This window comes from Vibrio aestuarianus (assembly GCF_012395185.1).
Lineage (GTDB): Bacteria > Pseudomonadota > Gammaproteobacteria > Enterobacterales > Vibrionaceae > Vibrio > Vibrio aestuarianus.
On the sequence record NZ_JAAZTU010000038.1, the window covers coordinates 1 to 13227 of the forward strand.

General features: G+C 42.8%; 16 protein-coding genes. 7 read left to right on the forward strand and 9 right to left on the reverse strand.

Annotated features, from left to right (window positions below; genetic code table 11):
* The 3 genes from HGG78_RS15550 to HGG78_RS15560 all read right to left on the reverse strand — a co-directional run.
* On the reverse strand, positions 1 to 466 hold a 466-nt coding region (locus HGG78_RS15550), incomplete at its 3' end, for a WaaS/CpsH family glycosyltransferase (RefSeq protein ID WP_479681633.1).
* A gap of 4 nt (positions 467 to 470) precedes the next feature.
* Positions 471 to 1529 (reverse strand): glycosyltransferase family 9 protein, encoded by a 1059-nt coding sequence (locus HGG78_RS15555; RefSeq protein WP_172533441.1) that lies wholly within the window; start codon positions 1527 to 1529, stop codon positions 471 to 473.
* 2 nt (positions 1530 to 1531) lie between these two features.
* Entirely contained in the window at positions 1532 to 2233 is a 702-nt protein-coding gene (locus HGG78_RS15560; protein ID WP_172533442.1) for a 3-deoxy-D-manno-octulosonic acid kinase, read from the reverse strand.
* 115 nt (positions 2234 to 2348) lie between these two features.
* Between HGG78_RS15560 and HGG78_RS15565 the strand changes: the two genes are divergently transcribed.
* Positions 2349 to 3425 (forward strand): glycosyltransferase family 9 protein, encoded by a 1077-nt coding sequence (locus HGG78_RS15565; RefSeq protein ID WP_172533443.1) that lies wholly within the window; start codon positions 2349 to 2351, stop codon positions 3423 to 3425.
* Positions 3416 to 4201 carry a glycosyltransferase family 2 protein gene (locus HGG78_RS15570; RefSeq protein ID WP_053309707.1) on the forward strand — a complete coding sequence of 262 codons (786 nt, stop codon included), beginning with the start codon at positions 3416 to 3418 and terminating at the stop codon, positions 4199 to 4201. Before HGG78_RS15565 ends, HGG78_RS15570 begins: the two co-directional genes overlap by 10 nt.
* Here HGG78_RS15570 and HGG78_RS15575 read toward each other — a convergent pair.
* Positions 4170 to 5204: a glycosyltransferase family 9 protein gene (locus tag HGG78_RS15575; RefSeq protein ID WP_172533444.1), complete on the reverse strand. Its 1035-nt coding sequence runs from the start codon at positions 5202 to 5204 to the stop codon at positions 4170 to 4172. The genes HGG78_RS15570 and HGG78_RS15575 overlap by 32 nt on opposite strands.
* A 119-nt stretch (positions 5205 to 5323) precedes the next feature.
* Between HGG78_RS15575 and coaD the strand changes: the two genes are divergently transcribed.
* On the forward strand, positions 5324 to 5815 hold the full coding sequence (gene coaD, locus HGG78_RS15580; protein ID WP_168787086.1) for a pantetheine-phosphate adenylyltransferase: 492 nt from the start codon (positions 5324 to 5326) through the stop codon (positions 5813 to 5815).
* A gap of 16 nt (positions 5816 to 5831) precedes the next feature.
* On the opposite strand, the gene mutM is transcribed toward coaD, so the two are convergent.
* From mutM to radC, 5 genes are all read right to left on the reverse strand, one after another.
* Positions 5832 to 6641: a bifunctional DNA-formamidopyrimidine glycosylase/DNA-(apurinic or apyrimidinic site) lyase gene (mutM, locus tag HGG78_RS15585; protein WP_172533445.1), complete on the reverse strand. Its 810-nt coding sequence runs from the start codon at positions 6639 to 6641 to the stop codon at positions 5832 to 5834.
* A gap of 175 nt (positions 6642 to 6816) precedes the next feature.
* On the reverse strand, positions 6817 to 7284 hold the full coding sequence (locus HGG78_RS15590; RefSeq protein WP_172533446.1) for a hypothetical protein: 468 nt from the start codon (positions 7282 to 7284) through the stop codon (positions 6817 to 6819).
* A 251-nt stretch (positions 7285 to 7535) separates the two neighbouring features.
* Positions 7536 to 7703 carry a 50S ribosomal protein L33 gene (rpmG, locus tag HGG78_RS15595; protein ID WP_010318992.1) on the reverse strand — a complete coding sequence of 56 codons (168 nt, stop codon included), beginning with the start codon at positions 7701 to 7703 and terminating at the stop codon, positions 7536 to 7538.
* 13 nt (positions 7704 to 7716) lie between these two features.
* The gene (gene rpmB / locus HGG78_RS15600; protein WP_004728407.1) at positions 7717 to 7953 is read right to left on the reverse strand and encodes a 50S ribosomal protein L28; all 237 of its coding nucleotides are present in this window, start codon (positions 7951 to 7953) and stop codon (positions 7717 to 7719) included.
* A 277-nt stretch (positions 7954 to 8230) separates the two neighbouring features.
* A complete protein-coding gene (gene radC, locus HGG78_RS15605) occupies positions 8231 to 8905 on the reverse strand; it encodes a RadC family protein (RefSeq protein ID WP_053309712.1) in 675 nt (224 codons plus the stop codon).
* 315 nt (positions 8906 to 9220) lie between these two features.
* On the opposite strand from radC, the gene coaBC reads away from it, so the two are divergent.
* The 4 genes from coaBC to lpxM all read left to right on the forward strand — a co-directional run bounded on the left by coaBC (position 9221) and on the right by lpxM (position 13183).
* A complete protein-coding gene (gene coaBC / locus HGG78_RS15610) occupies positions 9221 to 10435 on the forward strand; it encodes a bifunctional phosphopantothenoylcysteine decarboxylase/phosphopantothenate--cysteine ligase CoaBC (protein ID WP_172533447.1) in 1215 nt (404 codons plus the stop codon).
* A gap of 187 nt (positions 10436 to 10622) precedes the next feature.
* A complete protein-coding gene (slmA, locus tag HGG78_RS15615; protein ID WP_053309714.1) occupies positions 10623 to 11213 on the forward strand; it encodes a nucleoid occlusion factor SlmA in 591 nt (196 codons plus the stop codon).
* A 23-nt stretch (positions 11214 to 11236) separates the two neighbouring features.
* The gene (locus tag HGG78_RS15620) at positions 11237 to 12184 is read left to right on the forward strand and encodes a Kdo(2)-lipid IV(A) acyltransferase (protein WP_171980915.1); all 948 of its coding nucleotides are present in this window, start codon (positions 11237 to 11239) and stop codon (positions 12182 to 12184) included.
* Positions 12185 to 12205: 21 nt separating this feature from the next.
* Positions 12206 to 13183: a lauroyl-Kdo(2)-lipid IV(A) myristoyltransferase gene (gene lpxM / locus HGG78_RS15625; protein WP_172533448.1), complete on the forward strand. Its 978-nt coding sequence runs from the start codon at positions 12206 to 12208 to the stop codon at positions 13181 to 13183.
* Positions 13184 to 13227: the final 44 nt, after the last annotated feature.

Here is a 13227-nt window from a genome sequence, read left to right on the forward strand (position 1 = left end):
GATCAAGATAATTACTAATTTTAATAAGATTATACCTATCACAATCTTCTTGGTCATAACTAAACACCATATTAAACAAATCTAAGTTATCTTTGCTTCTTTCAGACTTGGTTAAACTATCCCACAGAGTTGCAACAAGGTATGTACAATGCAACTTTATTACTTCAAGATGTTCACGTTTAAATAAACTAGGCTCGGTAATAATAACAACATCAAAATTTGACCTAGCAATAAAAAATGAATTTATTGTTCTAGTAATATCTAAATCTGTAACTCGATGTTTATAACTTTCTTTAGTTAATAGCTGATATATTTTTGATAGTATTCTGTGGCTAAGATTAAAATATTTGAAGTTAGAAAAATCACCATGATCCAAGTGGATAACATCATGTCCTTGCAGTATCATTTCATCTATTATTGGTGTTGCTAAACCAGCCCAATTTGGACATATAAATAATATTCTCATATATTTAACTCTCTAACTGCTGTTTAATAATACCTGATACCGAAGAGCTTTCAATATTATTAATTGAACAAGTTGTGGCTATAACCTTAGCTAAACTAGAATTAGGATGCCAATTATTATAATTAATTTCATCACTACTATAGATAGACAATTGTGGTTTATCCATTCCACTGGCAATATGAACAATAGAAGTATCTACAGAAACCACCAATTTAGCCTTTTCAACCATAGCAATTGCATCATATATCGACTCACTCTGGCCAAAATGGTGAACTGTTGTGCTAGTAAGAGACATAGACTCTAAAAGCTCTCTTGTATCAGGGGATGATAATAGAACGACTCTCAAGGACTTATCCCACTCTTTGATTGCACTAATGATTTTATTTATCGAGTCCTTGTTCAGCTTCCTTTCGTTACCACTACCAAAAGGGTTAATTAGCACAAATTTATCAATATTATTTTCACTCAAAAATTTTTGTGCTTTTTCCATAGAGGAGGGAATAAGAGGAACTATATAATTTTCAGCCGGCTCATCAATCCCTAACAGAGTCGCAATATAGTTAAACTTATCAGCATAATGCATATTTATAATATCATTAGAAACATTGAAATTAATCAAATTTAAATTAGAGTCTAGGCCAATATTTATTTTAGACTTTAACTTGTTCAGTAAATAAATATCCTTCATCTTCATATCAAGATTTAAAGAAACGACTACATCGACCGACCCTACTTGCTCACAAACGTCTTTCATTTCACTGTATGACGGTCGCTTACTGAGATGAACGACTTGATCAACACCAAAATGTTCTTCGAACAGGGGGGCCATCGCAGAGGTAGTCAGCACTTTAATTTTTATTTCTGGGCGGTACTTTTTAAGTTTCTTGAGTACCCCAGAAGAAACAATAGCATCGCCTAGTTTTGCATCATTACGGATAAATAGAATGCTCTTAGTATTAACTAAATCAAAATTGGTTACTTTCTTTTTATCAAATAACCAAACGCCTAGCTGTCTTCTAACAACATCACGGAAGCGCTGCAAACGGCTAACAATAAATCTCATATCTATCCTTTGTATGTTGAAAATAAGATGAGAAAGTCACTTTGAGACCAATGAATCCCTCGCCTACCCACTTCTTTCTCAAACGATCGCTTCAATCGTTCCAGATTTCCTTGTTTCCAGCTATTCCCGCCCTGCTGATAACATTTATCAAAATCAATAATCCATACCCTATCTTGCTTATCAATTAAGATGTTATGAATATTGAGATCGGTGTGATTGACTTGTGCATCGTGCATTTTGCGGATTTCTCGACCGATTTTCTCATACATCTCAGTTGATAATGGACATTCTTGTAAAATAGACACCAGATCGCGGGCGTTCGGGATTTTTTCGCTGAGTAAATCTGCTTGATAACAAAAAGTGCGCTTCACTGCTCGCGCTGCAATCGGCCGTGGAACATTCACCCCAGCCTCTATCAGTGTATTGAGTAATTCGAATTCTTGAAAACTACGAGTTTTCTGCCAACCTGAAAAAAGGTAGTGGTCACTCACTAACTTACCGAACAATCCACCACGCTTATAATGGCGTAGTGCAGCCTCTACCTTTTCAGCTTGTACAAACCATGTTGTACCACGTCCAGTAGCACTCCCAATCACTTTACCGGCTTGTTGCCAAAATTCGGGACTGAAACAATGCAGAGGATTTTCCGCTAACAAATGTTCGTTATACCAAATCGTTTGATTCTCTTTTTTCAGCGTTTTCATTGTTCCACTTTTGCCATAACGGTATCAACTTAACCCAACCATTTCTCTTGGTATTTTACATTTATCAGCGCTGTCTGCATAATTCTTACTAACTTTCTCTATACCGATGTCACTTATGGCTCTTTTTTCTTCCGCTCCTCGCTCTATTTGTGTATTACGACTGTCAGCGATTGGTGATGTTTGCAATGCAGTAGCCGCTGTGCAGGCGATTCAACATCAATGGCCTGAAACCCAAATCACATGGATCACCGGAAAGCTAGAAGCACAATTGATTAATGACTTGCCGAATGTGAGCGTGATTGTATTCGACAAAAAACAAGGGTGGAAAGCGTATAAAAAACTGTGGGCAGAACTCAAAGGGCAATCATTCGATGCCCTATTGCATATGCAATATGCGTTTCGCGCCAGTATTGCCACGCTTGGCATTAAGGCTAAATATAAACTCGGTTTTGATGTAGCCCGCAGCCAAGATTTCCAACACCTATTTACCAATGTAAAAGTGACATCGCCTCAAGCACCTCATGTATTAGATGGCTTACTCGCGTTTGCAGAGTGCCTTGGAGTCAAAAAACAAGAACCTAAGTGGTCACTAACTTACTCGGATTCTGATCATCAATGGGCTAAGCTGCAACTTTCAGATTCAAAGCGTAATTTAGTCGTGGTTCCTGCCGCGAGTAAGGCCTATAAAAATTGGACCGCTGAAGGTTATGTAGAAGTGATAACTCATGCTCAACAACTCGGTTGGCATGTCATTTTAGCGGGTAGCCCTGCGCAAATTGAAATTGATCTAGCGGCCAAAATAACGAGTAAACTTACTCAGCCGATATTTAATCTAGTCGGCAAAAGCCAGCTTAAAGAGATGTTGGCCCTACTCGACTTCGCCGATTTAGTGATAGCCCCAGATACAGGCCCAACGCACATGGCCAATGCGATGAATACACCTGTATTGGGGTTGTATGCACACCATAATCCACAGCGTACTGGGCCTTATCAATACCGCGATTATGTGGTGTCGGCCTATGAAGAAGCTCTGCTTGCAGAAACGGGCAAAACGAAAGACCAAGTAAGTTGGCGTACCCGCGTAAAAGACAAACAAGCGATGCAACGCATTCAACCGCACAATGTGATCCAAATGTTCGATAAAATGGTCACTGATTTTCAGCTAGCCCCAATTTCAGAGGAATTATTGTGAGCAAACCTACTTTAGCCGTTGCGCTGATCGTTAAAAATGAAGCGCAACATCTGCAAGCTTGCTTGGAAACTGTTCATCAATGGGTAGATGAAATCGTCGTCTTAGATTCAGGTAGCAGTGATAATACCGAAGAGATTGCACGCCGTTATACTGACAAGTTTTTTGTCAACTCGCAGTGGCCCGGGTTTGGCCCACAGCGCCGCTTAGCGCAGTCGTATGTCGAGTCTGATTATGTGTTGTGGTTAGATGCAGATGAACGCGTGACCAAGGAGTTAAAAGATAGTATTCAACAAGCGGTCGCTGCTAATAAACCCAATACACTGTATCAATTTGCCCGTTTAAGTTGGGTTTTTGGCCGCTATATCCGTCATTGTGGCTGGTATCCTGATCGGGTATTACGCCTCTATCCGACTCAATTAACTCAATACAATGATGCCTTAGTACACGAAAAAGTCGAAGTGGCTGATGGAATGAAAGTCGCTAAGCTTTCTGGCGACGCGATTCACTATACCTACAACGATATTCATCACTACTTGGTAAAATCCGCTGGTTATGCTAAAGCTTGGGCGGAACAACGAGAAAAACGCGGTAAAAAAAGCAGTATTAGCCAAGGTCTTTTGCATGCTATTGGCTGTTTTTTGAAAATGTATGTTGTAAAAGCAGGCTTTTTAGATGGTAAGCAAGGCTTCTTGCTCTCTTTATTATCGGCGCACTCAACCTTTGTTAAATACGCCGATTTATGGGTTAGAACCAGTACTGAGCCACCCAAGGATTAAGCTCAGCTAACACTGCATTAATATCAATGCGGCTCATATCAGCCTGAGTTTCTTTGTCCGCTGCTTGCGGTGGACAAAATGCAATGTGGCGGCCTTGTGAGTTCAATGGCCGCCAACGAAGTGGTGTGGCTGAACGTTTGGCGGGGAAAAATCCAACGGTTGGTACATCAATCGCTGCCGCAATATGTAAAGGCCCAGTTGAGCCTGCTATAAAAATATCAGCGCAAGCAATCGAGCGTGAGAAATCAACAAGCCCTTCATTTTTATCATACAGTGCCGCTCGCCCGCCCTTTTCTTCAATCAAAGCTTTTAACTGCGCCGCTTTCACCTCTTCACCAGGCCCGGCGGTAAGGATAATTTCTTTCTCGCCATCAATCCCCATCACTAACTGCGTGTATTGCTCTAGCGACAAATTATTCGCCGAACCTCCGCTTCCGGCGTGTACAAACACCCACGGTTTACTGGTATCGAGATGAAGTTGCGCTGCCAGCTTGCTTTTTTGTTCAGCAAGCATCGCTTGGTCAAATTGCAAATAAGGTGCTCTCGGCTCGACAACCTCTTTACCAATATCATGTAAAAAAGCACGCACCAAATCCAAGTTATATTCATATTCCGGTTTTGCCGATTGAGAACGTTTTTGCTTAATTCGTTTGTTGTAAAAAATTTGAGCGAATTTAGTCGCTGGCGCTAAACGATAAGGAATACGAGATTTCCAAACTAATAGTGCATTGTAAGTGGTCGAGAATAGGTTGATAGAAGCATCAAAGCGTTGCTGTTTAAGCGATTGAATGCATTGCTTTTTCTGCGCAGAGGACGCGTTATCTGTTGGGTCAACCATCACTGCATCAATCCATGGGCAAAGCTTTGCCAAAGCTACCGTATAATTGGGTACTAATGCGGTAATATGGCAATCAGGCAACGATGCTTTCAACATCGCAAAACTTGGCCATGCCAGCATAAAGTCACCAATTTTGTCGTTACGGATCACCAACAACTTCTTCATCGTCTCTTCTCTCGTTTTGTCTCGCTGTCTATTGCGGGTTACATCATACCGAGTTCAATAGGTTATTTTGAGTCTTTTTGTTACTATCAATGCGAGCTAACTGTTATGAGTCTTCCGTTGTGAGTCAAAAAAGAATCTCTCGCGTTATTTACCCAGGCACTTTTGATCCCATTACCAATGGTCATTTAGATCTTATTGAGCGTGCCGCCAGCATGTTTGATGAGGTGATCATCGCGGTTGCCGCCAGCCCAAGCAAAAATACCATGTTTACTTTGGAAGAACGGGTCGCGTTTGCCAGCCAAGTGACCCAACACCTAGGCAGCGTTACTGCTAAGGGGTTTTCAGGGTTAATGGTCGATTTCGCACGCAATGAAAAAGCCAATGTGCTGATCCGAGGTTTGCGTACTACAGTCGATTTCGAGTATGAATTTGGTTTAACCAATATGTATCGCCGCTTGATGCCAGGGCTAGAAAGCGTATTCCTAACGCCATCTGAAGAGTATGCGTTTATCTCTTCAACTATTGTGCGTGAAGTGGCTATCCATGGCGGCGAGGTGGATCAATTTGTCCCTGAGATCGTCGCTAAAGCGCTACATAGCAAAAAAATCTAACACTTATTGGTCCAACCTACTTTTGGCAATAAGAGCAAAAAAATGTATTTCGTTGAGCTATTTTTTGCTCTTCAATCGCTTCACCACACACAAGGCAAGGCCGCTTTGCTTTACCGTACACATTGAGTTCTTGAGCAAAATAGCCCGGTTTACCATCCGCTTGAGCAAAGTCTTTTAAGGTGGTACCACCTTGTTGTATCGCGCTCGCCAGTACTGATTTTATCTCACTCACGAGGCGAACCCACTCACCCTCTGAGATTGAATTGGCAGGTCTTGTTGGGTGGATTCGCGCATTAAACAGTGATTCACTCGCGTAAATATTACCGACCCCCACCACAACTTTGTTTTCCATAATAAATTGTTTAACGGCAATACGCTTACTCTTCGCTTTATGAAGCATATAATCGGCACTAAATTCTTCGGTTAATGGTTCAGGCCCAATATTACTGAGCACCGAGTGACTTTGCCCTTTTTCACACCATAACCACGCGCCAAATCGACGTGGATCGTTGTAGCGCAAAACTTTACCATTGGTCAGTTTGAGATCAACGTGATCATGCTTACCCGCAGCAAAATCGCAATCGAGTACACGCAATGACCCCGACATGCCCAAATGAACAATGGCACTGCCAATGTCCGTTTCTATTAACAAATATTTCGCTCGGCGCGAGATGGTGCGAATCACTTGCCCTTCTAACTGTTTCAATTCTTGCGGAATATCCCAACGCAATTTAGGGGTGCGAAAAGTCATTAATTGGATAGTTTGCCCAACCAAATGAGGGGTAATTCCCATTTTACTGACTTCAACTTCTGGTAATTCAGGCATAGTACTTCTCGGCTGTGTATTGATTCAACGGACGATAAAAAATATCTCCTTCCTACTTGAAGCGGCAGCGGTGTTGGCTACGTTTGCTCACCCAATCACATCGTTTATCTATGCTCATGGGAATGAACTCACTTGCCACCTACCTACAACTTCAAGTTGTTTGGGTATCGAAAGTTTATTGTGGAAAAAGAAAATTCCTATCCGCAGAAACGGCTATCCATTTGTCTTGCCAATTTTTTAATAACCAAAATTGCGGCGTTTGATAATAGGTGATCCTTTGTGGCTCTTCCTGATCGGTATACCAAACTTCGACCGTTTGTGGATTACGCAATATAGGAGATAGTGAATCATAAGTCGCATCATCGACTTCCGTTCCCACTAAATCTAGCCAGCGTTGAGCCAATATTTCAGGCGCCACCGATACTGGTTGGCTTGAACGCCAACGGCTTTGATTCAGTTCGAGTGACCAATCGCTAAAATGCAGAGCCTGTAACTGTGCTGTTGGGTTCAATAGATGAGGATATGGGGTAACAGGCGGGTCAATAAGATAGGTTTTGATCACGGTTGGTAAGTTAAGAATGGCAATAAAGGCGACAATGGCCAATATAAGAATGTTATTCCAACGACGGCGATTAATATGCATGACGGCTATCCCTAAGAGTTTCTCTTCTCAATCCCACGAGCGAAGGTTGTTCTATCGATAACTTAGCACACTCTCACCACTGCGGAAATTCTTATCCCCTCCCTAGCGGGCGAGGTTTGTGGTCAATATCACGTCCAAAGTTATACCCAAACCACTTAAAGTTGCAGGTAGGAAGGGGATATCCTAAATAACAGGCAATAAAAAACCCAGCCTAAGCTGGGTCTTTCAATACTTCCAAAGAGGAAAATCAATTACTTGATTTTGCCTTCTTTGTAAAGAACGTGCTGGCGAACTACTGGATCAAATTTCTTGATCTCAAATTTGCCTGGCATGTTACGTTTGTTCTTGTCAGTTGTGTAGAAGTGACCAGTACCTGCAGAAGATATTAGTCGAATTTTCTCACGAATGCCTTTAGCCATTGTTCAATTCCTCTTAAACGTTTTCGCCACGTGCACGGATATCAACAAGAACAGCATCGATGCCTTTCTTATCAATAATACGCATGCCTTTAGCAGTTAGACGTAGTTTAACAAAACGTTTTTCGCTCTCTACCCAGAAACGATGAGTTTGTAGGTTCGGCAGAAAACGACGCTTAGTAGCATTTCGTGCGTGTGAACGGTTGTTACCCGTTACTGGACGCTTACCAGTTACTTGGCATACTCGGGACATGAATGTCTTCTCCAAATCGTTTCAGCTCGATATCAACCTTGGTGGCCGAACCTCTTTCTCGATGAATTAAGAAGTTTGAGGTTAAAAACCGTTATGGAAAATCCATACAAGGCTATCAAAGGTCGCGTATTATACTAACTTGACATGCATTGCTCAAGACCCGAACAGATCCTTTTTACGGATTTGGTGATCTTTTTTTAAGCAGAGCTGATTTAGGTTGATAATTTAGTGGGCGAATCATACCAGAATAATCTTAACTCACAACATAAAATGTGATTCAAATCCACCCTCTTTCTGCAAAAGAAACCACCTCTCCATCCCCAACCACAAAATGATCGAGGACACGGATGTCTACAACAGCCAGAGCATCGGTTAAGCGGCGCGTTATTCTGCGATCGGCTTGGCTAGGCTCAGCAACGCCTGACGGATGATTGTGCGCTAAAATTAATGCCGCGGCATTATGCTGTAGCGCTCTTTTTACGACTTCGCGCGGATAAACGTTGGCCGCATCAATTGTGCCTTCAAATAGTACTTCATCACTAATCACGCGATGCTGATTATCTAAAAATAATATATAGAAGGCTTCACGCTGGCGATCTCGCAATACGCTCGACAAATACAATTTAGTTTGTTCTGGGCTGGTTAATGCGTCTCCTCTTTTTAAGGTTTCCGCTAAATAACGCTTGGTCATTTCCAAAACGGCCTGTAATTGAACGAACTTTGCTTCCCCTAACCCTTTATGACGACAAAACTGATCCTGATTAGCAGAAAAAAGCGCTCGTAGTGATCCAAACTCTCGCAATAAAAAATCTGCAAGCTCTAAAACATTCATTCCTTGAGTGCCAGTGCGTAAGAAAATGGCTAATAGTTCCGCATCGGACAATGCTTGTGGGCCTCGAACCAGCAATTTTTCACGTGGCATAGATTCCAATGGCAATAGTTTAAGGCTCATTGTTCAGTTTCCGTTTAACAAACAAGGCCTATTCAAGCCAATAAAAAATGAAAACCGCAATTGGTGTTCTTTGATTTGCGATTCACCATTGTGTTTGCTGAAATTGATAAAACTATTAAAGCTTAAAATTCCCCACTAGTATGCGCCTCTTTTACTTATACCGACTCAAACACCATTTACTCACCACGTTCTTGGGCGACTTTAACTATAGCAATACGTTGAATTTTGATTTTCGTCATTTTGAATGCTTGTTCTACAACCTAACAGTGTCAGTCAGTTGTGGTAATATGCCAGCAGAAATATTGGAGATAGACCATGCAAACACTCGCTGGAAAGAAGATTCTGCTCGGCATTAGTGGCGGTATCGCTGCCTATAAATGCGCAGAGCTAACGCGCCGTCTGATTGAACGCGGCGCTCAGGTTCAAGTAGTGATGACTCACGCCGCCAAAGAATTCATTACCCCTCTCACTATGCAGGCTGTGTCAGGCCGCCCGGTTTCCGATAGCTTGCTTGACCCAGCAGCAGAAGCGTCGATGGGCCATATTGAGCTCGCCAAATGGGCAGATTTAGTGCTGCTCGCACCCGCAACGGCTGATTTAATTGCACGCATGGCGGCGGGAATGGGCAATGATTTGCTCACCACTTTGATCCTTGCAACCGATGCCCCTGTTGCGGTATCTCCAGCGATGAATCAGCAAATGTATCGTAATATTGCTACGCAAGAGAACATTGCAACACTTGCACGTCGTGGTATGACCATTTGGGGGCCCGCAGCAGGTGAACAAGCGTGTGGTGATATTGGCCCAGGTCGTATGCTAGAACCCATGCAGTTGGTTAACCATTGCGAAGCTTTTTTCCAAGCCGATTCTCTACAGACTTCACCTTTACAAGGTAAATCCATATTAATTACCGCAGGTCCAACCCGAGAAGCAATAGACCCGGTGCGCTATATCACCAACCACAGTTCAGGAAAAATGGGTTACGCCATTGCCCAAGCGGCTGCCAAACTTGGTGCTGATGTGACCTTAATTAGTGGCCCAGTCAATTTAGCGACACCGCAGCAGGTACAACGTATTGATGTAGAAAGCGCGAGCGACATGTATCAAACGGTAATGCAGCATGCTCAATCTCATGACGTGTTTATCAGTTGCGCGGCAGTGGCAGACTACAGACCACAGATAGTTGCCGATCAAAAGATCAAGAAAACCGACGACAGCGACCAAATGACGCTGACGATGGTTAAAAACCCAGATATCGTCGCCAGCGTTGCAGCAATGACAGAACATAGACCGCTTACTGTTGGCTTTGCCGCAGAAACACAAGATGTCGAAAAATACGCACGCAATAAGCTGATTAACAAGAATTTGGATATGATCTGTGCCAACGATGTTTCTGTTGCAGGACAAGGCTTCAACAGTGACGACAATGCGTTGACCGTTTACTGGCAAGGTGGCGAACAAGCTTTACCTTTAAGTTCAAAAGCGGAATTAGCGCGCGCTCTGATGCTATTAATCAACGACAAAATGTAAATGTATCCCAATGTTCTTTGCGTGCTTACTGTCGCGGTTTAAGAACGTTGGGTGCTAAAATCATCATCAAGTTCAATCATTTTCATTTTTACGCTACGCAGTCCGAAGGCTGTCCGTTAAACTAACTAGCTTAACGAACAATAACTTCGCTGAAAAAAGCACGTGGTAACTAAAAGGAAATCGGGTCATGGCCGTCAATAAAAAAAACAATCGTCGTGAAGAGATTCTGCAAGCTCTTGCTGAAATGCTCGAATCAAGCGAAGGTGCATCTCGTATCACCACGGCAAAACTGGCTAAACAAGTGGGGGTGTCGGAAGCCGCTTTATATCGCCACTTCCCAAGTAAAGCTCGTATGTTTGAGGGCTTGATTGAGTTTATTGAAGAGTCATTAATGTCGCGTATTAATCGCATCTTGGATGAAGAAAAAGATACCCTCAACCGCATTCGCTTAGTACTGCAACTGATCTTAGCCTTTTCAGAGCGCAACCCCGGCCTAACACGCATTTTATCTGGCCATGCTTTAATGTTTGAAAACGAACGTCTGCGCGAGCGCATTAACCAGTTATTTGAACGCATTGAAACCTCACTACGTCAGATACTGCGTGAACGTAAACTGCGTGAAGGAAAGTCATTTCCCGTTGATGAAACCATCTTGGCCGCTCAACTGCTTGGTCAAGTTGAGGGGAGTTTGAATCGCTTTGTTCGATCTGATTTTAAATATCAACCTACCGCTAACTTTGAAGAATACTGGGCACTGCTTAGTGCTCAAATTCAGTAGCGGTTTAACAACGAAAGAAAGTTATGAGTAAAGAAAAGTACGGTAAACCTGAATTTAGCTTCTCCTTATTACATCCCAAGTATTGGGTTGTGTGGTTTAGTTTTGGCCTGCTTGCGCTGCTAGTGAACGTGCTACCTTATTCTGTTTTACTCAAAATAGGGCGTAAACTTGGTGCGTTGGGCATGCGTTTTGGTAAAAAACGGGTATTCATCGCACAGCGTAATTTGGAACTCGCTTTTCCACAGAAAAACACCGATGAAATCAATCATATCGTTAGTGAGAATTTCAAAAATACTGGCATGGCACTGATTGAAACTGGCATCACTTGGTTTTGGCCGACATGGCGTTTTGCACGAATTTTAGACATCAAAGATGTCGAGGAATTAAAACGTAAGCAGGCTGAAAACAAAGGTGTATTGCTGTGCTGCGTACATGCGCTTAACCTAGAAATAACAGCTCGTGCCTTTGGCGTGATTGGTTTACCAGGCTACGGTGCGTATCGCCCTCATAGCAATCCCGCTTATGAATTCATTCAATATCGTGGGCGCACACGCAATGGCAATAAGCTTATTTATCGTACCGACCTAAAACAGATGATCCGCGTTTTAAAACAAGGCGAGCGTCTTTTCTACTTACCTGACCAAGATTATGGCCACAACAAATCGGTATTTGTGCCTTTCTTTGCGGTAGAAGAAGCCTGTACCACAACAGGGACCAGTATTCTTGCTTACACCAGCAAATGTGCCATTGTTCCTGGCTCTGGTTTTAGGAATGCTCAAGGAAAATATGAAATCATCGCCGACAAATCGATTGATGCAGACTACCCTAAAGATGATATGACCGCTGCTGCGGCCTACATGAATAAATACGTGGAAGAGGTTATTCTACGTGCGCCAGAACAGTGGATGTGGCTCCATAAGCGTTTCAAATCTTTACCAGATGAAACGTTAACTAACTCTCGCTATTTGTAACTAGAAAAGGTTTTGCTTTCAATGAGCAACAACGACAACAGCACTGATAAATATCTACACAACCCCACATTCCAATGGTCTTTTTTACACCCAAAGCATTGGGGGACTTGGCTTGGGATTGTCTTTGCCGCCCTGTTCGCTTTCATGCCCCCAGCATGGCGAGATGGTTTAGCACGAAAATTATCAACATTTGCAGTACGTAAAAATGGCCGTGTGGTACGCCGAGCTCGAGTCAATCTGGAGAAATGTTTTCCAGAAAAATCCGCGCAAGAACGCCAAGCTATTTTGGAAGAAACGTTTGTCAAAGCAGCACAATACATGCTCGGTTATTCGGAGTTTTTGGTGCGCTCAACCAAACACAACCAAAAACGCGGCATCATGATTGGTGAAGAAAACTTATTGCCATTGTTAGATGCTGGCGAGAACGTGATTATTCTCGCGCCTCACGCTTGGGCGGTTGATTACCCTGCCGTAATGCTCGCGGCAAAAGGTTACAAAGTGACAACCATCATGAAACCACAGCGCAACCCTATTGGTGACTGGTTAATGCACGTCCAACGCATGCAATATGGTGGTCGTATTTTTGCGCGTGATGCTGGAGTCAAGCCGTTTGTACGTTCAATTAAAGATGGTTATCTGGGCTACTGGCTACCCGATGAAGATTTTGGCGCAGCCAACTCTGTATTCGTCCCTTTCTTTGCCACCGAAAAGGCGACCTTAAAAGGCTTTGGTAAAATGGCACGCTTATCAAAAGCGAAAGTGGTGCCTATTTTACCCGCGTACAATGACAAAACCCGTAAGTATGAGGTGCATATTCTCCCTGCCTTAGAAAACTTCCCTACTGGTGACGAAGAACAAGATGCACGTGCGATGAATAAAGCGATCGAAGATTTAGTCACACCACGCCCTGAACAATACATGTGGAATTTATCACTGTTGAAAACGCAGCGTGATGGCTCGGAAATTTACGACAACTCTCACCATGGCGATCAAAGTTAATCAATAGAATAACTAAGCTAATAACAAATAAGCCCCGAGCGACA